This is a genomic window from Bacillus sp. FSL M8-0277 (assembly GCF_037975305.1).
Classification (GTDB): domain Bacteria; phylum Bacillota; class Bacilli; order Bacillales; family Bacillaceae; genus Bacillus; species Bacillus pumilus.
In genome coordinates this window covers 2,053,527-2,073,897 of sequence record NZ_CP150255.1, presented here as the reverse complement: position 1 = coordinate 2,073,897, position 20,371 = coordinate 2,053,527, and the positions used below count along the sequence as shown (strand labels likewise).

Sequence of the window (20,371 nt, the reverse complement as noted above, 5' to 3'; positions counted from 1 at the left end):
AATATGAAAATTCATAAACATGCTCCTATGAATGGAGTCATTCATATTCCAGGTGATAAATCCATTTCTCATAGATCAGTGATGTTTGGTGCAATTGCTAATGGGACGACAGTGGTGAAAAACTTTCTCCCTGGAGCCGATTGTTTAAGTACGATTGATTGTTTTAGAAAAATGGGCGTTGAAATTGAACAAAAAGGGACAGATGTTGTGATCCGTGGGAAGGGACTGAAAGAGCTCAAGGAGCCGTCTGACGTCCTCGATGTCGGGAATTCTGGTACAACCATTCGATTAATGATGGGAATATTAGCTGGTTGTGAGTTTCACAGTACACTGATCGGTGATGAGAGTATTGCTAAAAGACCAATGCAGCGAGTAACAGGTCCACTTAAACAACTAGGAGCGAAAATAGATGGCAGAGCAAACGGCGAGTATACGCCGCTTTCTATTCGTGGCGGCCATTTAAAAGGTGTCTCATATGAGTCTCCGGTGGCAAGCGCCCAAATTAAGTCCGCTGTCCTTTTAGCAGGTCTTCAAGCAGAAGGAACAACAACATTAACTGAACCGCATAAATCAAGAGATCATACAGAAAGAATGCTCTCTATGTTTGGTGTGAAACTAGACGAAGATGAACAAAGTGTTTCTATTGAAGGTGGTCAAACATTAAAAGCAACAGATATATTTGTTCCTGGAGACATCTCCTCAGCTGCATTTTTCCTTGTTGCTGGATCTATTGTTCCTAACAGCCAAATTGTTTTAAAAAATGTCGGGCTAAACAAAACAAGAACGGGTATTATTGATGTTCTGAAACAAATGGGTGCGAATCTCGAGATCAATGAAGTAGATGCAAAAGGCGGAGAGCCATATGGAGATTTAACGATCTCTACCTCTTCATTAAAAGGCATCGAAATTTCTGGTGATATGATTTCAAGACTTATCGACGAGATTCCAATTATAGCGCTTCTAGCGACACAAGCAGAGGGAACAACGATCATTAAAGATGCTGCTGAGTTAAAAGTAAAAGAGACCAATCGAATTGATACAGTCGTGTCAGAACTTAAAAAACTCGGTGCTGATATTGAAGCAACAGATGATGGTATGAAGATTCATGGTAAAACCACGCTTCAAGGCGGCGCAGCCGTGTCAAGCTACGGAGATCACCGAATTGGTATGATGCTAGGGATTGCTGCTTGCATCACAAAGCAAGCGGTTGAGATTGAAGATACAGATGCTGTACGCGTCTCATACCCGAATTTCTTTGAACACATTGAATACTTAACCAAAACAGTCTGAGGATGTCCTCAGGCTTTTTCTTTCCTTATGCATATTTGTAAGGAATATAGCATAGCTTGTCTCAAGATGAAACCTGGAAAAAAATCATTTTATCTGATCAAAAAATGAATTTCAGGTGTTTTCAGTTTACAAAACTTCCGTTTCGTAAAGGATGAAATGAAAACCAGTCTTTAAAACACAAAAATGGGTTCATTTTAAAAGTGCAACATATTTGCTGGATGAGTACCTGTCGATTATGATATGAAGTAACAATAGTTTAGGTTTTTGGAAAACAGAAAGGAACGGTTTGATTTGAATAGTTCATTACAAGAAGCCATAAAATTAGTTGAGGCGGGTGAGACTGAAAAAGGACTTCAAACACTTGCTCAGGCAGAAAAGCATTTGCATGATGAAGAAAAGGCGCAGGCAGCTCAGTTATATTATGATTGGGGAGATATCGATAAAGCGAGAAATCTCATCAGTGATTTACATGATTTATATCCAGAGGAAACGGGGTTAACATGTTTTTATGCAGAACTGCTGATTGACTCTGATGAAGAAGAAAAGGCGATTTCGGTATTAGAGACGATTCCTGAAGATGATGATGCCTATCCAGAGAGCCTACTGTTAATGGCAGATTTGTATCAAATGCAAGGACTATTTGAAGTCAGTGAACAAAAGCTCTTAAAAGCAAAAAAGCTGCTTCCAAATGAAGCCATTATTGATTTTGCGTTAGGTGAATTGTATTTTTCGCAAGGTCTTTCAAAGAAAGCGGCCGACTATTTCTACAAGGTCGCAGATCAACAACATGAGGTTGGCGGCGTCAATGTTTATCAGAGGCTCGCTGAATCACTCAGCACAGCTGGAGAATTCGAAGATGCGCTTGAATGGTATGAAAAGGCAGTGAAAGATCAAACAGATCCGAATACACTTTTTGGCTACGGATTTACAGCGATGAGGGCTGGACGAACGAAAACAGCCATTCAGCAGCTTTCAGAACTAAAAAATATTGATCCATCTTATTCGTCTCTATATATGCCTTTAGCGAAAAGTTATGAGGAAGAAGGACTATATCACGAGGCTTTAGAGGTAGTAAAAGAGGGTATTAAAATTGATGAGTATAACAAAGAATTATATTTATATGGTGCAAAGATTGACTTGAAAAATGGGGATTCAGAAGATGCGAAAAAGCTGCTTCAAGAAGCACTTGCTCTTGATCCGGGATATATTGAAGCGGTCCAAACATTGCTCGCGATCTATTTAAATGAAGAGCTTTTTGATGAAATTCTGGATGTCATAAAAGAGGTTAAAAGCTTTGGGGAAGATGATCCAAAATGGAATTGGTATGCTGCATCTGCATCTGTTGGACGAGAAGAATACAAAGAAGCAGCTGAGTACTTCAAGCTGGCTCTGCCTGATTTTGATGAGGAACGTGACTTTTTATATGAATACGCATCGTTCCTTTTAGAAGAAGGCAGACAAAAAGAAGCATTGCCGCTATTACGTAAAGTTCTTCAGAAAGATGGCACGAATGAAGAAATCGAAGAAACGATTTTAAGAATTGAAGACGAAATTTCCTTATAGTTTGCAGGAATGAAGAACTGGTTTGTTGAATAATTCATGTATAGCAATTTAATTTACGATAGAGGAGGGAATAACATGCAGACCCCTGTTTCTGTCAATGAAAAGAAGGAATTCATCCGGTGGTTTTTAAACCATTATCAGTTAAAGCGAAGAGAGTGCGTTTGGATATTAAATTATTTAATGAGTCACGACTCTTTGATGGAAAAGGTTCATTTTGTAGAGCAAGCAGAATTTTGCCCAAGGGGAATCATTATGTCAACACACTGTGTGGATGAAGTTCCCTTTAGATTTTATAAAGAGAATATCATGACGACAGATGCTGAAAAGTCATTTCATGATATTCGTTTGAATAAACAGCAAGATTTGTTTATTCAATTGAATTTCCGTTCTGCTTATCGTTCGCCGGAATATGCAGCTGTGCTTGAAACAAATCCTCATATTCCAAAGGATCTTTATGAGAATGAAAAAGATAAGGATCTTGCGGAGAAAGTGCTTGAACACTCGATCGCAACTTTCCAAAAAGAACGGCTTATGAAAGAGATAGATGAAGCACTTGACCGTCATGATCAAGAAACATTTAATAAGTTAGCAAGAGAATTAAGCCTATTGTCATAAACTGAACGAATAAGCCTTGCCCTATCCAGGCAGGGCTTATGTCATGAAAGAGGGGAAATTGATGAAGTTTCAAGCGGAGGATGCAGATCGCTTTTTGCAATCTAGAGATTACATTGATACCGCTATCATTCCATTAGTTGGAATAGATGTGAATCAAATCAAACAAACCGTATCTTTAGGGGAGTTTACCATTCTTGTAACAGAGGAACTTGAAAGACAGCTGAAAGGGCGGGTCTTTCTTTTTCCACCACATACATATGTAGAAGCCAATGACCGAAAACTAGAAGACATCTTCACGATGAAGCAGTCGCTAGAAGATCATTTTCAGCATGTTGTGTTGATCTCATCTGATCACCAATGGAAAGAGCATGCGGTGGTTAGTGAATCACTATTTTTGTTAAAGCCGGTTCCGCTCGAGCATTTAAAGGTAGAATTAAAGCAAAAAATTGTTCAAGACAGTGTAGAACAAATTTTGAACTTTTTGTTACAAAAGTGGAACCCTTCATAAAAACCCTTACATTTGCATTGTACATAGCTTTTTAGGATGTTGACCTTGTGAATAGATTGATATATTATGAGGGTGTCCTAGTTTTATGAAATTTTTTCTAATTCAGTTATAAAGTAGCTGACGACCTGAGGGGGGGAGAAAAAAATGAGCGAGAAGAGACATGGAGTGTCCAGGCGTCAATTTTTGAATTACACGTTGACCGGCGTGGGGGGATTTATGGCCGCTGGAATGCTCATGCCTATGGTTCGCTTTGCGCTTGACCCTGTGCTAAAAGGAACAGAGGATCAGGATATGGTTCAAGTTGTCAGTGTAGATGAACTGACGAAGGAACCGAAGCGCTTTGACTTTAAAATTGATCAAGTAGATGCATGGTATGAGTCAAAGGAATCTAGGTCAGCATGGGTGTACAAAGAAGGGGATGAAATTGTCGCTTTATCGCCTATCTGTAAACATTTAGGCTGTACAGTGAACTGGAACAGTGATCCGAAAAATCCAAACAAATTTTTCTGTCCATGCCACTATGGGCTGTACGACAAGGATGGTACAAACGTACCCGGAACTCCGCCACTTGCACCGCTTGATCATTATAAGCAGCAAGTGAAGGACGGATACCTCTATCTTGGAAAAGCTGTGCCGAAAGGGGAAGGGTAACGATGCTTAACAAGATTTATGATTGGGTAGATGAGCGGCTAGACATTACACCAATATGGAGAGATATTGCGGATCATGAGGTGCCAGAGCATGTCAATCCAGCACATCATTTCTCCGCTTTTGTGTACTGTTTTGGCGGTTTAACGTTTTTTGTGACAGTCATTCAAGTCCTTTCGGGCATGTTTTTAACGATGTATTACGTGCCGGATATTAAAAACGCCTGGGAATCTGTCTATTATTTACAAAATGAAGTGGCATTTGGTCAGATTGTCAGAGGGATGCACCACTGGGGTGCGAGTTTAGTTATTGTCATGATGTTTTTACATACGCTAAGGGTCTTTTTCCAAGGGGCGTATAAAAAGCCTAGAGAGCTCAACTGGATTGTTGGTGTGCTCATTTTCTTTGTGATGCTTGGACTTGGTTTTACAGGTTATCTCTTGCCATGGGATATGAAGGCGCTATTTGCAACGAAGGTTGGTCTTCAAATTGCAGAAGCGACGCCTTTCATTGGTAAAGAGATCAAAACGCTGCTTGCAGGTCATCCTGACATTGTAGGGGCACAAACGCTGACGAGATTTTTCGCTATCCATGTCTTTTTCTTGCCAGCGGCATTATTTGGGCTGATGGCTGCCCACTTTATTATGATTCGTAAGCAAGGAATTTCTGGACCGCTATAAAAAATTTGCGTTTGATGAATGTTCAATGAGGAGGGGATGACTTTGCATAGGGGAAAAGGGATGAAGTTTGTCGGAGACTCTAGAATTCCGGCAGAAAGAAAACCTAACATACCTAAAGACTATTCCGAATATCCGGGAAAAACAGAAGCCTTTTGGCCGAACTTTCTTTTAAAGGAATGGCTTGTAGGTGCCGTTTTTTTAATTGGATTTCTTGTCCTAACTGTGGTTCATGCACCTCCGCTTGAGCGGATGGCTGATCCAACAGATACCGGCTATATTCCGCTGCCAGACTGGTATTTCTTATTCTTGTACCAGTTATTAAAATATGAATTTGCTGCAGGTGGCTATACGGTAGTTGGTGCGATGATTATGCCTGGGATTGCGTTTGGTGCACTGTTGCTCGCACCATTTCTTGATTCTGGTCCTGAACGCAGACCGTATAGAAGACCGGTTGCAGTGGGGATGATGATCCTTGCAGTCGGCGCAGCAACATATTTAACGTGGGAGTCTGTTGCTACTCATGATTGGGAAGCAGCGGCAAAGCAAGGTGAAATTAAGAAAGAAGCAGAGATTGATACCTCAGCGGAAGAGTATAAAATTTATCAGGAGCAGACATGTATCTCCTGTCACGGGGATAACATGCAGGGCGGAGCAGCCGGACCGTCACTTGTTGACAATGGTCTTGCACCTGAGGAGATCGCTAAAATCGCTGTTGAAGGAAAAGGTAACATGCCTAAGGGTATCTTTAAAGGCAGCGATGAAGAACTTGAAAAGCTGTCTAAATATTTATCTGAGGTCAAATCTAAATAATTCAGTTGTTTAAATGCAAGTACAAGGATATACTCAAAAGAGAAAAAGCTGGCGCTGTCAGCTTTTTTCTGATTTTAATAGATCGTGAGTGAAGAGACGTATGAGATGGATTCAATATCTGCTAGCCACGCGCTATATGCTTGTGCTAGTCTTGATAATCAATTTCCTTGGCACTGTGTACGGCTACTATTGGTATATTCCACAGCTTGTAGAGACGCCGGCTATCTTTTTAGCTTTTGTTCCAGACAGTCCAACGGCAAGCTTTTTCTTTTTATTTGTTCTACTTGCGTTTTTGATGAAACGAAACGCTCCTTATTTTGAAGCACTTGCCCTCGTGACCTTAATGAAGTACGGGTTATGGGCTGTAGGAATGAATATCTTTGTCCTTTTATCTGTGGATGATTTTCCGTGGGAAGGGTACATGCTGATTGGGTCCCACTTTGCGATGGCGGTTCAAGCCGTATTGTTTGCACCGTATTATCGTTTTAAAATGCGTCATTTGGTGGTAGCTGGCATATGGATTTTACATAATGATGTGATTGATTATGTATTTGGTATGATGCCGCGTTATTCTATGCTGTCTGCCTATACAAACGAGATCGGCTACGTCACGTTTTGGTTAAGCATTGCCGTTCTTCTTGTTTCGTATTATTTCGTCCTATCGAAAAAATCGGTCAAGCTCGAACTCCCTTAACAATATTGGTCTAACCTTGTCCTTTCCTTCATACGCTGTATGGAGAAGGGCTAGGAGGGACTTGCATGAAACGAAAGCCAATCGCGATGATTCTATTATTTTTTCTCGTATTACAGCCATCTGTTGCCAAAGGCGAGGAAACAGCCGCTAGTGTGCTGCAAGAATTAACGGAACTATCAGATTCAATCTTTCAATTAACGAGACAAGCTAAATATGATGAGGCGTTACAGGTCGCATTGTATGTTGAAAAGACATTTAAAGCTGAGAATTGGCGCGGAACGCTGACAAATACGCAGATTCGGCAAATTACAGTTGGCTATCAAGATATCATAAAAGGGCTGCCACAAGAAGAATTGAATGAGCGCGAAAAGCTTCGTTATGCCTCTCAGTTTAGAATGCTGCTCGATGCGATCCAGTCAGACTCTGAGCCACTTTGGGGTTCGCTGGAGAAGCCCATTATGGGGTCTTTTCCTACGTTGAAAAAAGAAGTGAAGGATCCGGAATCAACAACGTTTTATGAAACTTGGAATGAGCTGGTTTCTTTATACGATATGATCTATCCGAGTTTAACCATTGATGTTTCGCCTGAAAAGCTGCAAACGATTAAGCAGCATATGGAAGTGATTGAGCAAGGTGAATTTTTAAAAGCATCAAGTGGGACAAAGCTTGAGCGCCTCACGAAGCTTGAAGAGGATTTATCGAGTGTATTTGCCCACGTTGATCAAGATGAGGCTGACCCATCGCTTTTATGGGTCATTTTAACAACGGGAAGCATCATTTTATTAACGTTAACGTATGTTGGATTTCGGAAATACCGTGCTGAAAAAGAAAAGAAGCAAAAGCGACAAGCTGATTATCCGAAATCATAAAAAAAGAAGCACCATTTTTGGGCTTCTTTTTTTAATGCGGATTGAGCGGCTTTTTGTGTTCATCTAATGTGAAGCCTTCACCAAGCACATCATGCACGTCACTGACGGATACAAACGCATGAGGATCGACTGAGGTCACGACGCTTTTGAGATGGACAAGCTCGTTTTTTGGGACGACGCAATAAAGAACGTTGCGCTCCTGTTTTGTATAGGAACCGACCCCTTTTAAAATGGTCACACCCCGCTCCATTTCCTCTGTGATTTTCTTTTGAATGATGTCATCTTTTTCAGATATGATCATGGCACCTTTGGCTGCGTAAGCGCCTTCTTGCATGAAGTCAATGACCTTCGCAGCAACAAATACTGCGACGAGTGTATACATGGCTTCTTTGTAATTTAAATAAGTAAGAGAAATCGTAATGACGCAAGCGTCGAAGATGAACATTGTTCGTCCCATAGCTACCTGATAATGCTTGTTGATGAGTCTTGCGATGATGTCCACACCGCCGGTAGTACCGCCGAACTTAAAGATGATCCCGAGGCCTGTTCCGATAAACACACCTGCAAAGAGTGCGGCTAGGGCCAAATCGTGCTGGAGAGGCATATGTATTTGAAAGCGCTGGAAGATGGCAAGAAAGACAGAAAGACTGACAGTACCTACAATTGTATAAGTAAACATCGTTCTGCCGAGCATTTTCCAGCCGATAAAAAAGATCGGAATGTTTAAGACAAGGTTTGAAATGGATGGGTCAATGTGGAATAGAAAATATAAAAGCAGTGTAATACCTGTAAATCCGCCTTCCGCCAAATTGTTCTGCATATTAAAATGAACAAGACCGAAAGAAAAAATCGCAGATCCTATTAAAATAAAGACGATATTTTTAAGACGAATTTCTTTTAGCAAGAGACCACTCCTTTTTTTGCTTAGACAGCGATAATATTATATGGTATGGGAGAGAAACAAGCAAACTGAGTTTTAAACATTTGTCAAATATTTATGATTTCGCTAACATGTAAGAGATGGATAGGAGGATGAGCTTGATGACGAATGAAAAAACGCTGCGTCACGTGCAGCAAGAAGTAGATGATTACATAGGACAATTTAAAGAAGGCTATTTCAGCCCGCTTGCCATGATGGCCCGTCTGACAGAAGAATTAGGCGAGCTGGCAAGAGAGGTTAACCATTACTATGGAGAAAAGCCGAAAAAAACAACGGAAACAGAAAAAAGCATGGAAGAAGAAATTGGCGATGTTTTGTTTGTGTTAACATGTCTCGCTAATTCACTAGATATATCACTAGAGGAAGCACATGATCGTGTGATGCATAAATTCAATACAAGAGACAAAGACCGCTGGACGAAAAAAGAAGGGAAGTAGAGACGATGACGAACCAAACCATCAAAGTAGTAATCGCTGGAGCAAGAGGAAGAATGGGGATAGAAGCTGTGAAGCTGGCAGAAGAAACGAGCCATTTTGAGCTTGTGGCAGCCCTTGATCACGCGCACGAAGGAAAAAAATTAGCTGATGTGATTCATACGACATCTGAGGCGCCGATTTATACAGATATTGATGTGTGTCTTTCAGAGACAGCACCTGATGTATTAATTGATTTGACGACACCAGAAATCGGGAAAGTACATACAAAAAAGGCGCTTGAACATGGCGTGCGTCCAGTCGTCGGAACCACTGGTTTTTCTGAAGCTGACCTGAAAGAGCTCCAGCAATTAACAGAAGAAAAGGGCATAGGCTGTATTATTGCGCCAAACTTTGCTGTCGGTGCGGTCTTAATGATGAAGTTTGCCAAAATGGCAGCGAATTACTTTCCTGACGTTGAAATCATTGAGCTTCATCATGATAAAAAACTTGATGCTCCGAGCGGTACTGGGCTTAAAACAGCTGAAATGATTGCAGAAGTCAGAGAAAGCAAAAAGCAAGGACATCCAGAAGAGAAAGAATTAATCGAAGGTGCACGAGGCGCAGATTATGACGGTATCCGTCTGCACAGCGTAAGACTTCCGGGTATGATCGCACATCAAGAAGTACTGTTTGGAATGGACGGACAGACGCTCACCATTCGTCATGATTCTTATAACCGTGCCTCATTTATGTCAGGTGTAAAGCTTTCAGTTGAACAGGTTATGCACATTGATCAGCTTGTCTATGGTTTAGAAAATATCATCGACTAATAAGGAGTGGATTCCTGATGAACATTGCTTTAATCGCTCACGATAAGAAAAAAAGTGACATGATCCAATTTGCCATTGCGTACCGTGATATATTGGCAAATCATACACTTTACGCAACAGGGACAACAGGTTTGAGAGTGAAAGAAGCGACGGGGCTTCCCATTCATCGTTTTCAGTCAGGACCACTTGGAGGAGATCAGCAGATTGGTGCTTTAATTGCTGATAATGCAATGGATCTTGTGCTCTTTTTTAGAGACCCGCTTACCGCGCAGCCGCATGAACCGGATGTATCTGCACTTATTCGGCTATGCGATGTGTATACCATTCCACTTGCCACCAATATGGGGACCGCAGAGATTTTAGTCAGGAATTTAAATAAAGGTACGTTTGATTTTCGAGATGTAGCAAAAAACGGAGGAACAAATGAAACGACTTGATATCCTTGCATTCGGAGCCCATAGCGATGATGTAGAGATCGGTATGGGCGGAACGATTGCAAAATACGTAAAAAAAGGGGCGCGTGTCGGAATTTGCGACTTGACCCAGGCTGAATTATCCTCGAATGGAACGGTAGAGAGCCGTAAAGAGGAAGCGAAAGCGGCTGCCGCCATTTTAGGCGTGTCAACGCGAATCCAGCTCACGCTGCCAGACAGAGGTCTTTATTTGAATGACGAAGCAATGAAGGACATTGCGGGCGTGATTCGTACATACAAACCGAAGCTAATTTTTGCTCCGCATCACCAAGATCGGCATCCAGATCATGGTCATGCGGGTTCACTTGTAGAAGAGGCTGCTTTTTCGGCAGGTATACATAAATTTGAAGATTCATACAAGCAGCCAGCGCATAAAATAAGTCAGATGTATTATTACATGATTAACGGCCATCATCGTCCAGATTTTGTGATTGATATTTCTGAGGAAATGCACCAAAAGATTGATAGCTTGCATGCGTATCAAAGCCAATTTGTAAAATCGGCGCATTCAGTGGAGACACCTCTTGTGAACGGGTATATTGATTTTGTGAAAATGAGAGAGTCTATGTATGGAAGAGAAGTCAATAAAGCTTATGCAGAAGGGTTTATCACAAAGAAACCACTTTTGATCGATGACGACTTACTTGGGGGGGAATTATGAAAAAACTAAAGGTCGGAATCACTTGTTATCCAAGTGTCGGCGGATCGGGCATTATTGCGACGGAACTTGGAAAACGTTTAGCTGAAAAAGGGCACGATGTTCATTTCATTACCTCAAGTATTCCGTTTAGGCTCAATAAAGTGTATCCGAATATTTATTTTCATGAGGTGGATGTCAATCAATATGCTGTTTTTCAATATCCACCTTATGACCTTGCACTAGCTAGTAAATTGGCGGAAGTCGCAAAACGAGAGAAGCTCGATATTATTCACGCGCATTATGCGGTCCCTCACGCCGTCTGTGCGTTCTTAGCGAAGCAAATGACGGGACACACAGTGAAAGTCGTTACCACGCTTCACGGGACGGATATTACGGTTTTAGGCTATGATCCATCTTTAAAGGAAGTGATTCGGTTTGCCATCGAATCATCAGACCGGGTAACAGCTGTGTCGCATTCATTAGCTGCACAGACGTATGATCTGATTAAACCGGATAAAAAAATCGATACGATCCATAATTTCGTCGATGAGCGTGTGTATTTGCGTGAAGATCATGAAGTGCTGAAGAAACATTATGGTCTCATGCAGGACGAAAAGGTCATCATCCATGTATCGAACTTCCGAAAGGTAAAGCGCGTGCATGACGTGATTCATGTCTTTAAAAAGATTTCTGACCAGGTGCATGCAAAGCTGCTGCTGATTGGTGATGGTCCTGAAAAGTCGGTTGTATGCGATCTTGTGAAAAAGCTGGAACTAACTGATCGTGTGTTGTTTTTAGGAAAGCAAGAGAAGGTAGAGGAGCTTTATTCAATTAGTGATTTGAAGCTGCTGCTTTCTGAGAAGGAGAGCTTTGGGCTTGTACTTCTTGAAGCAATGGCCTGCGGTGTCCCTTGTATTGCAACAGATGTTGGCGGAATACCAGAGGTCATTGAACATGGAGAGACAGGTTTCCTTGTCCCGCTCGGCGATATAGAAGCGGCAGCTAAACACGCAGTCTCAATACTCAAAAACAAAGCGCTTCATGAGCAAGTGTCAGCGGCGGCCCAGTCTAGCGTTCAAGCCCATTTCTCTTCTGAAAAAATAGTGAGTGAATATGAAGAGCTTTACCTAGAATTGATCGAAGGTGATGATGAAGATGAATGAACCATTCACACATGCGATCCCTATTTTACATACACTGCACGAACATGGGCATCAGGCTTACTTTGTCGGCGGAGCAGTGAGAGATGTCCTGTTAGGCAGGGAAATCGGTGATATTGATATAGCAACCGATGCAACGCCTGATACGGTCGAGTCTTTATTTGAAAAAACAGTTGATGTTGGCAAGGAGCATGGCACTGTCATTGTGTTACATGATGGGGTCAGCTATGAGGTGACGACGTTTCGAACTGAATCAGAATATGAAGATTTTCGCAGACCGAAAGAAGTGGCGTTTATCACATCCTTGAAGGAAGATCTTTTAAGAAGAGATTTAACAATCAATGCGATGGCCATGGATATAAATGGGGAGATTATTGACCATGTAGAGGGAAAAAAGGATATTGAGCGGAAACGAATTCAAACCGTAGGAGATCCTGCGTGCCGCTTTCAGGAAGATGCGCTTCGTATGATGAGAGCGGTCCGTTTTTTAAGCCAGCTTGGTTTTGAGCTCGCTGCAGAAACGGCTGAGGCAATGGAAAAAGATAAGCATCTCCTTGCCAACATATCCGTTGAACGCAAAAAGATTGAAATGGAAAAGCTTTTAAAAGGTCGTTATTGTGAGCGGGCGATCAAGGTGCTCATTTCTACCAAATTGTATGAAGAATTGCCGGGTCTCAAAAAGGATCGTCTGCAAGAATCCTTTCAGTCATTTCCGTATTACTTACTGGATGGACTGGAAGAGGTATGGGGGGCTGTTATCCATTTGCTTGGCTTAGATGAAGCGGAGGCTGTGCTCTTCTTAAAAGAATGGAAGCTGTCAACAAAGCTTTTGAAAGACGCTGTGGCTATTAGTCAATACGTCGATTGTGACTGGGATGCGGAGAAGATGTTTGAGGCTGGTGAACACGTGCTCTTATCTAGCTTGAAGATCTCACAGCTAAAACACGAGCGCCGCATTTTCTTTGACGAGCTGGAGGCAGCGAAGCGTTCTTATGATGCACTGCCGATTAAAACGCTTCAAGACCTAGCTGTTTCAGGAAAAGATTTAATGGTCTTTCGGCAAAAGACATCAGGAAAATGGATCGCAGAAGAGCTTGATTTGGTGAAAAAAGCCGTTCTGCACAATCATTTAGAAAACCGAAAAGAAGCCATAGAGGAGTGGCTTACAGCATGCGATCAGCAATTAGAAAACGATTAATTGAACTATTTACAGCATCTAGCCAGGATTTTGTCTCGAGTCAGCAAATTTGTGATGAGCTTGGCTGTTCTCGAACGGCTGTCTGGAAGCATATAGAGGACCTCAGAAAAGAGGGGTATGAGGTAGAAGCCGTCAGAAGAAAGGGATATCGCCTGCTACGTAAACCGGACAAAATTAGTGAGGACGAAATTCTGTTTGGTCTCGACACAGAGAGCTTTGGCAGGCACATTTATTTTCAGAAAGAAGTCGCCTCCACACAGCTGATTGCCCATGATCTTGTAAATGAAGGTGCGCCCCACGGCACGCTCGTTGTCAGTGATCATCAGACAAACGGGAAAGGCCGCCTTCAAAGAACGTGGCATTCACCAAATGGGACAGGCATCTGGATGAGTCTCATTCTACGGCCTGAAATTCCGCTGCACAAAGCGCCGCAGATGACGCTTTTAGCATCTGTAGCCATCGCAGAAGCCATTGCAGAGCAAACAGGACTCAGTCCATCTATTAAATGGCCAAATGATATTTTGTTAAACGGGAAAAAAGTCGTTGGCATTCTGACTGAATTAAAAGCAGAGGCGGACCAGGTTCATGCGGTGATTATTGGCCCGGGAATTAATGTGAACCAAACGGCTGATGACTTTCCGGATGAACTAAAGGATGTCGCCACGAGCCTGCGAATGGAATTGAATGAAAAAGTGGACCGTGCTGCGCTCATCCAACAGATCATGTCCACCTTTGAAAAAAGGTATGCTGATTATATGAAGCAAGGATTTGCGCCCATTAAACAATTATGGGAATCGTTTGCGATGACGATCGGCCAGCATATTGTGGCCCGCACCGTCAATGGGCAATACACTGGAAAAGCGCTCGGAATCAATGAAGAAGGTGTTTTATTGCTTGAAACGGAGGAAGGGATCCAAAAAATCTACTCCGCAGACATCGAGATCAAGTCAACTTAAGTGGAACACCCGGCACATTTTTGATATACTTCGTGTGGGCAGTATCTGAAAAGAGCTGTACCTGTTAGAAACAAAAATTTGATAAATTTCTGCCTTGATCCTAAGGGACTTGGACAGAGGGATGATTCGCCGCGCATGAGAGATCAAAACATGTGATGTGAGGCAAGCCATCTCCTCTCCAGAATGAGGAGGAACAAATGAAGACAAAGCTAGATTTTTTCAAAATGAAAGAACAAAATGAACCAATTGTAATGCTGACAGCATACGACTATCCATCTGCAAAGCAAGCAGAAAAAGCGGAAGTCGACATGATCTTAGTCGGTGATTCACTTGGGATGGTTGTACTTGGACTCGATTCGACAGTACAAGTCACGATCGATGACATGATTCATCATACAAAAGCAGTGAAAAGAGGCGCAAAAGACACATTTATTGTGACGGATATGCCATTTATGTCTTACCATTATTCATTAGCAGAAACATTGAAAAACGCAGCACGCATCATGCAAGAAAGCGGTGCGGATGCCTTAAAGCTAGAAGGTGGAGATGGCGTATTTGAATCCATTCAAGCTCTCACAAGAGGCGGGATTCCTGTCGTCAGTCATTTAGGCCTCACACCTCAGTCAGTTGGAGTACTTGGCGGGTATAAAGTGCAAGGAAAAGACCACGAAAGTGCGCAGAAATTGATTGAAGACAGCTTAAAATGTGAGGAAGCTGGTGCGATTGCACTTGTGCTTGAATGCGTACCTGGCGAACTGACAAAACGAATTACCGACATGCTGAAAATTCCTGTGATCGGGATTGGTGCAGGGGCTGAGGCAGACGGACAAGTTCTCGTTTACCATGATGTGGTAGGATACGGGGTGTCTAGAACACCTAAGTTTGTGAAACAATACGCGCAAATTGATACTGTATTAGAAGAAGCGCTTATTCAATATACGAAAGAAGTAAAAGGACACACATTTCCAGAAGACAAGCATACATTTCATATCAAAGAAGAAGTCCTTGATGGTTTATATGGGGGTATCAAAAAATGAACATTGTCACCCATATTCACGAGTTGAAGGAATTGATCAAACTGCATCAAGAAAAACAGCATTCCATCGGCTTTGTCCCAACGATGGGTTTTCTTCATGAAGGACATCTGACGCTTGCGAAAGAAGCAAGGGATCAAAATGACATTGTGGTAATGAGCATCTTTGTCAATCCTTTGCAGTTTGGACCGAACGAAGACTTTGAATCCTATCCAAGGGATATGGAAAGAGATCAGCGCCTTGCAGAAGAAGCAGGGGTAGATATTTTATTTACACCTGATGTGAAAGAAATGTATCCAAATGAACCATCAATCACGATGACGGTTCAAAAGCGGACTGATGTCTTATGCGGGAAAAAACGTCCAGGACATTTTGACGGCGTTGTGACTGTGCTGACAAAGCTATTTCATCTTGTAGCACCAACAAATGTATACTTTGGTTTAAAGGATGCACAGCAAGTCGCTGTGATCGATGCGATGATCAAGGATTTCTTCTTTGATCTTCATCTTGTCTCAGTGCCGACAGTTAGGGAAGAAGACGGTTTAGCGAAAAGTTCAAGAAATGTGTACTTGTCTGATAAAGAAAGACAAGAAGCTCCTGCTTTGTACCGCGCATTGAAAAAAGGACAGTCAGCGGTTGAAAAAGGTGAACGTGACGTCAGTCGCATTTATCAGTTGGTAGAAGAAGAAATTCTTCAAACGAGCGGGGAAATTGATTATATTGAGATTTACTCCTATCCAGAGCTTGAGCCGCTTCAGCAGTTAGCAGGTCAGGTCATCATTGCGATTGCGGTGAAATTCTCACGGGCAAGACTGATTGATAATGTGATATTCCATGTTCCTGAAAGCGGTGAAAAGCATGTATAGAACCTTTATGACTTCTAAACTTCATAAAGCGACAGTAACAGAAGCAAACTTACATTATGTAGGAAGCATCACCATTGACGAAGATTTACTTGATGCGGCAGGTATGATGGCAAATGAGAAAGTACAGATTGTCAATAATCATAATGGCGCGAGACTTGAAACATATATTATTCCCGGTGAAAGAAAGAGCGGTGTCATTTGTCTAAATGGCGCAGCAGCAAGATTGGTTCAGCCGGGTGATGAAGTGATTATTATTGCTTATGGGATGCTTTCAGAAGAAGAAGCAAAGACACATACACCAAAAGTGGTCGTGTTAAATAAAGAAAATCAAATTGAACAAATGATTGGGCAAGAGCCTGCGAGAACGATTTTATAACGCATGCTGCAATGAAACAGAACAGTTTAAGAAAAGGAGCTGTTCTGTTTCAGCTATTTTTGCCCAGAGCGTGTTTCACTTCGAGTGGAACGAGGAATTGAGGTGTCCATTTTATGGCCGATCAAAGGTTTGTTGTCGTTGATATTGAAACCACCGGAAATTCACCTAAAAAGGGTGATAAAATCATTCAAATTGCTGCGGTGGTCATTGAAAATGGACAAATTGTCGAACGGTATTCAAAATATGTGAACCCGGGAAAAGTGATCCCTGGATTTATTGAACAGCTGACAGGCATTCAGCAGCATATGGTAGACGATGCAGTGTTTTTTGAGGACATTGCCCAAGAGGTGTATGATCTCATTCAAGGCGCTTATTTTGTTGCGCACAATGTTCATTTTGACTTGAATTTTTTAAATGATGAACTAAAAGCATGCGGGAAAAATGAGCTGGATGTGCTAGCGATTGATACAGTTGAAATTTCTAGAATTCTTTATCCAGAGCTTGAAGGCTATAAGCTCACTGAATTAAGCGAAGAGCTCATGCTTCCACATGACCACCCGCACAGGGCGGATAGTGATGCGGAAGTTACTGCCATGTTATTTTTAACCTTACTCCATCAATTAACACATACACCGCCAAATGTGCTAAAGCAGCTGCGCAGATTATCCTCTTATCTCTTAAGTGATATAGGACTTTTAATCCAGCAGCTTGAAACGAGTGATGCTAGCCGCGAAGATTCTTTGGTAGAAGTCGGCTCTTTTGCTGTTAAAGATGTCACCAATTCTGAAAAGGATACGACAGATTCAGTAGGGGAAGACGATGAACAGCTATTTGAGGAGATCAAAAAGAAGCTTCCCCACACAGTGGAAGGCTATGAAGTAAGAGAAGGCCAGCTCAAGATGATGAATAAAGTGAGAGATGTGTTTCATGAAAGAGCTTATGCTTTAATTGAAGCGGCACCAGGTATTGGAAAAACGCTTGCATACCTCATACCAGCTGCATTAGAAGCAAAGAAATCAGGAAAACCTGTCATTATTAGTACATATTCCATTCTTTTGCAGCAGCAAATGCTTCAGCGTGATGTGCCTATTTTAAATCAATTGCTTCCATTTGAGCCAGCAGCCTGTGTATTCAAAGGTCGGGCGCATTATATTTGCTTAGATAAGTTTGAGCATGTGCTGCATGAGGAAGATGATAATTATGATGTGGTCTTAACGAAGGCGCAAATATTAATGTGGCTCCTTGTGACAGAAACGGGTGATTTATCTGAACTAAATTTACCGTCGGGAGCTGCCAATATAAAAGACCGGATTTCGTGTGTGCACATGCCGTTTACATCGAAAAAGCGCCGCTTTAAAGAATACTGCTTTTATGAGCGTGCGAAAAGAAGGGCCAAAACAGCTGATTTAATTTTAACGAATCATCGCCTGCTCTTATCACAAACGGAAGCATCATCTATCTTTCAGCATGCTGACGTATATGTGATTGACGAGGCTCACCAATTTGAGAAAACAGCCAATGAAACGCTAGGGGATAGTGCGTCGTATATTCAGCTTCATGCGAAATTAACGCAGCTTGGCTCCATGCAGGGCGGTCTGTTAAAGAAGCTCAAAAAGAGATTTCACGGTGCCGGCTTACAGACGGACACCTTTATCGAAATGGATGAGTATCTTCATCAGCTTCAAATGGAAAGTGACGCCTTCTTTAGTACCGTTCATTCTTTTGTCAAAAGGACAAAACCAAAAGCAGACATCAATCGTCTCATTCATAGAGTCCGTCATCATTCGAAGCATGCGCAGTGGAAACGGATTAAAGAGACGGCAAGTAAGCTTTGTTCTTTGTTAATTGCTTGTGAAAAGCTGTATGAGCAGCAAAAAAGCGAGCTTCTTCAAAAAAGTGATCAGTTGACAGAGCACTTTGCGTTTGAAGCAGAGGAATACGATCAAGTGATGTCGTTTATGCACACATTTTGCAGTACGCTGTACCGATTCATTTTTGAACCGAAAAACGATGAAACGGTTTGGATTGAGATTGATGCAAAAGGTGCCAAAAATGCTGTCTTTATGCATGCACAGCCGCTAGATACTGGAGAGCTTTTAGCGGATCGATTTTTTATGAACAAAAAAAGTGTTGTCCTCACATCAGGGACACTCACAATCAATGGTCGCTTTGATTATTGCTTAGAACGATTTGGTCTGCAGGATTTTTATCCGCATCTTGTACAGATTGAGTCACCGTTTGAACTTGAAAAACAGCTCAAGGTTATCGTACCAGCTGATATGCCGCCGATTACGAACCGTGATGAGCGCGACTATGTAAAGCAATCAGTACGGTACATTAAGATGATGGAAAAGCAGCATCAAGCGAAAATATTGGTGTTATTTAATTCACATGAGATGTTAAAAGCAGTGTATGATGAACTGAAAACAGAAGGGATGCAAGCCGCCCTTTTTGCTCAAGGTCTGACGGGCGGTAGCCCTGTTAAATTAACGAAGATGTTCAAATTAGCAAAACATGCGATTTTACTTGGTACGGGTAGTTTTTGGGAAGGTGTCGATTTTCCAGGATCAGAGCTGACAACAGTCATTATGGCACGCCTCCCGTTTCGGCCGCCTGATTCACCGCTCATTGAAGCAAAATGTGATGCCGCTAAAAAACAGGGAAAGAACCCGTTTAAAGCCGTTGCACTCCCAGAAGCTGTGTTAACCTTTAAACAAGGTGCAGGACGCTTGCTGCGCTCTGAAAAAGACATAGGGACATTGCTCATTTTAGACCGCCGAGTGAAAACCGCGTCATATGGAAAGCTATTTTTAGAATCACTCCCTCATGCGCCAGTCCACGAGATGTCAAAAGAATCACTTGAGGCGTATATAGAGAAACTCAACAACGAAAAGCCGCTGTCATAAGCGGCCTTTAGCTGGTGTGGGTTTGGAGTTAATTTATCGTAACGGCTTTTTGTGTTCCGTTGTAAAAATAGTATCGGTTCCTGCGCCGAAAAGTATGACTAACAATATTTACGTACCGAGGAGGAATTAGAAGTGGAAAGTAAAATAGAGGTACTTTCAACTGTTCACATTAAGCATTCAGAGGACCTGTATAAAATTGTTGACTTATTGAACAGAACGCTTAAAAGAGAAGATCTCATGTTTGGATTGGCATTAGATCAAGAAGATCAAAATCAAGCGATATTTACAATATATCGCACATAGGGGAAGCTTGACATGAAAAAAATAGTTTGGATCATTTCATCCGTTGTGGCTCTCGTTTTGCTCATTGGCATCATCAGCTTTACGTGGATTTATCAGATTGCCATGGGGCAAAAGGAACAAGGTCATGAGGCGGCGATTGAACGAGCAAAAAAACAAGCAAACATCGTACAAGTGGAGCAAGTAGAAACCTTTGTCGGAAAAGAAAAACAATTTATTGTTGAAGGGAAAAACAAACAAAACGAAACAACCTATGTTTGGGTACCTGCCAGCAAAAAAGAAAAAGTGATTGCAAAAAAAGCAAAAGACGGTATTACCTCAAATCAAGCAGTACAAGCTGTTCAAAAGGAGAACACAGTCTCTAAGCTAAAGGACGTTCAATTAGCAAGAGAAGGTGACGTACTCCTTTGGGAAGTGACGTACTTAAATGAAAACAATCAATACAGCTTTAGCTATGTCGACTTCTCAACAGGACATGTGGAAAAAAATGTAACACCATAGTTTCTCCTGTCTTGCGTTGACCATGCTGATTTAGAACGGTTATAATAAAATGTATGAAAAAAGAATCACACCTATCGAAAAGGTGAGTTTCTTTCTGG

At 41.8% G+C, this 20,371-nt stretch carries 23 protein-coding genes; 22 read left to right on the top strand and 1 reads right to left on the bottom strand.

Features of this window, described 5'->3' with window-relative positions; genetic code table 11:
• Positions 1-3 precede the first annotated feature (3 nt).
• The 9 genes from aroA (at position 4) to ypjB (ending at position 7,677) form a co-directional block, all read left to right on the top strand.
• On the top strand, positions 4-1,290 hold the full coding sequence (gene aroA / locus MKZ05_RS10275) for a 3-phosphoshikimate 1-carboxyvinyltransferase (RefSeq protein ID WP_339160009.1): 1,287 nt from the start codon (positions 4-6) through the stop codon (positions 1,288-1,290).
• Between the two features lie 291 nt (positions 1,291-1,581).
• Positions 1,582-2,853, top strand: coding sequence for a tetratricopeptide repeat protein (locus tag MKZ05_RS10270; RefSeq protein ID WP_339160007.1), 1,272 nt, complete (start codon positions 1,582-1,584; stop codon positions 2,851-2,853).
• Between the two features lie 75 nt (positions 2,854-2,928).
• The gene (locus MKZ05_RS10265; protein WP_003215573.1) at positions 2,929-3,468 is read left to right on the top strand and encodes a ReoY family proteolytic degradation factor; all 540 of its coding nucleotides are present in this window, start codon (positions 2,929-2,931) and stop codon (positions 3,466-3,468) included.
• A gap of 61 nt (positions 3,469-3,529) precedes the next feature.
• Positions 3,530-3,976: a YpiF family protein gene (locus MKZ05_RS10260; protein ID WP_050943852.1), complete on the top strand. Its 447-nt coding sequence runs from the start codon at positions 3,530-3,532 to the stop codon at positions 3,974-3,976.
• Positions 3,977-4,120: 144 nt separating this feature from the next.
• Entirely contained in the window at positions 4,121-4,627 is a 507-nt protein-coding gene (locus MKZ05_RS10255) for a ubiquinol-cytochrome c reductase iron-sulfur subunit (protein WP_007500911.1), read from the top strand.
• Positions 4,628-4,629: 2 nt separating this feature from the next.
• The gene (gene qcrB / locus MKZ05_RS10250; protein WP_003215804.1) at positions 4,630-5,304 is read left to right on the top strand and encodes a menaquinol-cytochrome c reductase cytochrome b subunit; all 675 of its coding nucleotides are present in this window, start codon (positions 4,630-4,632) and stop codon (positions 5,302-5,304) included.
• 42 nt (positions 5,305-5,346) lie between these two features.
• Positions 5,347-6,114, top strand: coding sequence for a menaquinol-cytochrome c reductase cytochrome b/c subunit (locus MKZ05_RS10245; RefSeq protein ID WP_003215888.1), 768 nt, complete (start codon positions 5,347-5,349; stop codon positions 6,112-6,114).
• Positions 6,115-6,214: 100 nt separating this feature from the next.
• Positions 6,215-6,808, top strand: coding sequence for a DUF1405 domain-containing protein (locus MKZ05_RS10240; RefSeq protein ID WP_003215758.1), 594 nt, complete (start codon positions 6,215-6,217; stop codon positions 6,806-6,808).
• Between the two features lie 65 nt (positions 6,809-6,873).
• Positions 6,874-7,677 carry a sporulation protein YpjB gene (gene ypjB, locus MKZ05_RS10235; RefSeq protein ID WP_044141118.1) on the top strand — a complete coding sequence of 268 codons (804 nt, stop codon included), beginning with the start codon at positions 6,874-6,876 and terminating at the stop codon, positions 7,675-7,677.
• A 31-nt stretch (positions 7,678-7,708) separates the two neighbouring features.
• Here the strand turns inward: ypjB and MKZ05_RS10230 are convergent, their stop codons facing one another.
• Positions 7,709-8,581 (bottom strand): YitT family protein, encoded by an 873-nt coding sequence (locus tag MKZ05_RS10230; RefSeq protein ID WP_003215598.1) that lies wholly within the window; start codon positions 8,579-8,581, stop codon positions 7,709-7,711.
• 137 nt (positions 8,582-8,718) lie between these two features.
• Here MKZ05_RS10230 and MKZ05_RS10225 point away from each other — a divergent pair, with 137 nt between their 5' ends.
• The 13 genes from MKZ05_RS10225 to tseB all read left to right on the top strand — a co-directional run bounded on the left by MKZ05_RS10225 (position 8,719) and on the right by tseB (position 20,273).
• Positions 8,719-9,054: a nucleotide pyrophosphohydrolase gene (locus MKZ05_RS10225; RefSeq protein WP_003215805.1), complete on the top strand. Its 336-nt coding sequence runs from the start codon at positions 8,719-8,721 to the stop codon at positions 9,052-9,054.
• 5 nt (positions 9,055-9,059) lie between these two features.
• Positions 9,060-9,863: a 4-hydroxy-tetrahydrodipicolinate reductase gene (gene dapB / locus MKZ05_RS10220; RefSeq protein ID WP_226803632.1), complete on the top strand. Its 804-nt coding sequence runs from the start codon at positions 9,060-9,062 to the stop codon at positions 9,861-9,863.
• Positions 9,864-9,880: 17 nt separating this feature from the next.
• Positions 9,881-10,300: a methylglyoxal synthase gene (gene mgsA, locus MKZ05_RS10215; protein WP_050943855.1), complete on the top strand. Its 420-nt coding sequence runs from the start codon at positions 9,881-9,883 to the stop codon at positions 10,298-10,300.
• Positions 10,287-10,997 (top strand): bacillithiol biosynthesis deacetylase BshB1, encoded by a 711-nt coding sequence (bshB1, locus tag MKZ05_RS10210; RefSeq protein WP_137055047.1) that lies wholly within the window; start codon positions 10,287-10,289, stop codon positions 10,995-10,997. Before mgsA ends, bshB1 begins: the two co-directional genes overlap by 14 nt.
• Positions 10,994-12,139, top strand: coding sequence for an N-acetyl-alpha-D-glucosaminyl L-malate synthase BshA (bshA, locus tag MKZ05_RS10205; protein WP_050943857.1), 1,146 nt, complete (start codon positions 10,994-10,996; stop codon positions 12,137-12,139). Before bshB1 ends, bshA begins: the two co-directional genes overlap by 4 nt.
• Positions 12,132-13,334: a CCA tRNA nucleotidyltransferase gene (locus MKZ05_RS10200; protein WP_339160004.1), complete on the top strand. Its 1,203-nt coding sequence runs from the start codon at positions 12,132-12,134 to the stop codon at positions 13,332-13,334. The genes bshA and MKZ05_RS10200 overlap by 8 nt, the downstream gene beginning before the upstream one ends.
• Positions 13,307-14,290 (top strand): biotin--[acetyl-CoA-carboxylase] ligase, encoded by a 984-nt coding sequence (locus MKZ05_RS10195; RefSeq protein WP_339160002.1) that lies wholly within the window; start codon positions 13,307-13,309, stop codon positions 14,288-14,290. Before MKZ05_RS10200 ends, MKZ05_RS10195 begins: the two co-directional genes overlap by 28 nt.
• Positions 14,291-14,487: 197 nt before the next feature.
• Positions 14,488-15,327, top strand: coding sequence for a 3-methyl-2-oxobutanoate hydroxymethyltransferase (gene panB / locus MKZ05_RS10190; RefSeq protein WP_050943859.1), 840 nt, complete (start codon positions 14,488-14,490; stop codon positions 15,325-15,327).
• Entirely contained in the window at positions 15,324-16,190 is an 867-nt protein-coding gene (gene panC / locus MKZ05_RS10185) for a pantoate--beta-alanine ligase (protein WP_106028768.1), read from the top strand. Before panB ends, panC begins: the two co-directional genes overlap by 4 nt.
• Positions 16,183-16,566 (top strand): aspartate 1-decarboxylase, encoded by a 384-nt coding sequence (panD, locus tag MKZ05_RS10180; protein WP_034620444.1) that lies wholly within the window; start codon positions 16,183-16,185, stop codon positions 16,564-16,566. Before panC ends, panD begins: the two co-directional genes overlap by 8 nt.
• Before the next feature lie 113 nt (positions 16,567-16,679).
• On the top strand, positions 16,680-19,472 hold the full coding sequence (dinG, locus tag MKZ05_RS10175; protein ID WP_137055052.1) for an ATP-dependent DNA helicase DinG: 2,793 nt from the start codon (positions 16,680-16,682) through the stop codon (positions 19,470-19,472).
• Positions 19,473-19,604: 132 nt separating this feature from the next.
• Positions 19,605-19,775 (top strand): YpmA family protein, encoded by a 171-nt coding sequence (locus tag MKZ05_RS10170; RefSeq protein WP_003215469.1) that lies wholly within the window; start codon positions 19,605-19,607, stop codon positions 19,773-19,775.
• Positions 19,776-19,787: 12 nt separating this feature from the next.
• Positions 19,788-20,273, top strand: a complete 486-nt coding sequence (tseB, locus tag MKZ05_RS10165; protein ID WP_050943862.1) for a cell wall elongation/penicillin-binding protein regulator TseB — start codon at positions 19,788-19,790, stop codon at positions 20,271-20,273.
• Positions 20,274-20,371: the final 98 nt, after the last annotated feature.

Coding starts and splice junctions, on each gene's coding strand:
- aroA (WP_339160009.1), top strand. CDS start 4: ATGAAAATTCATAAACATGCTCCTATGAATGGAGTCATTCATATTCCA.
- MKZ05_RS10265 (WP_003215573.1), top strand. CDS start 2,929: ATGCAGACCCCTGTTTCTGTCAATGAAAAGAAGGAATTCATCCGGTGG.
- MKZ05_RS10260 (WP_050943852.1), top strand. CDS start 3,530: ATGAAGTTTCAAGCGGAGGATGCAGATCGCTTTTTGCAATCTAGAGAT.
- MKZ05_RS10255 (WP_007500911.1), top strand. CDS start 4,121: ATGAGCGAGAAGAGACATGGAGTGTCCAGGCGTCAATTTTTGAATTAC.
- qcrB (WP_003215804.1), top strand. CDS start 4,630: ATGCTTAACAAGATTTATGATTGGGTAGATGAGCGGCTAGACATTACA.
- MKZ05_RS10240 (WP_003215758.1), top strand. CDS start 6,215: ATGAGATGGATTCAATATCTGCTAGCCACGCGCTATATGCTTGTGCTA.
- ypjB (WP_044141118.1), top strand. CDS start 6,874: ATGAAACGAAAGCCAATCGCGATGATTCTATTATTTTTTCTCGTATTA.
- MKZ05_RS10225 (WP_003215805.1), top strand. CDS start 8,719: ATGACGAATGAAAAAACGCTGCGTCACGTGCAGCAAGAAGTAGATGAT.
- dapB (WP_226803632.1), top strand. CDS start 9,060: ATGACGAACCAAACCATCAAAGTAGTAATCGCTGGAGCAAGAGGAAGA.
- mgsA (WP_050943855.1), top strand. CDS start 9,881: ATGAACATTGCTTTAATCGCTCACGATAAGAAAAAAAGTGACATGATC.
- bshB1 (WP_137055047.1), top strand. CDS start 10,287: ATGAAACGACTTGATATCCTTGCATTCGGAGCCCATAGCGATGATGTA.
- bshA (WP_050943857.1), top strand. CDS start 10,994: ATGAAAAAACTAAAGGTCGGAATCACTTGTTATCCAAGTGTCGGCGGA.
- MKZ05_RS10200 (WP_339160004.1), top strand. CDS start 12,132: ATGAATGAACCATTCACACATGCGATCCCTATTTTACATACACTGCAC.
- MKZ05_RS10195 (WP_339160002.1), top strand. CDS start 13,307: ATGCGATCAGCAATTAGAAAACGATTAATTGAACTATTTACAGCATCT.
- panB (WP_050943859.1), top strand. CDS start 14,488: ATGAAGACAAAGCTAGATTTTTTCAAAATGAAAGAACAAAATGAACCA.
- panC (WP_106028768.1), top strand. CDS start 15,324: ATGAACATTGTCACCCATATTCACGAGTTGAAGGAATTGATCAAACTG.
- panD (WP_034620444.1), top strand. CDS start 16,183: ATGTATAGAACCTTTATGACTTCTAAACTTCATAAAGCGACAGTAACA.
- dinG (WP_137055052.1), top strand. CDS start 16,680: ATGGCCGATCAAAGGTTTGTTGTCGTTGATATTGAAACCACCGGAAAT.
- tseB (WP_050943862.1), top strand. CDS start 19,788: ATGAAAAAAATAGTTTGGATCATTTCATCCGTTGTGGCTCTCGTTTTG.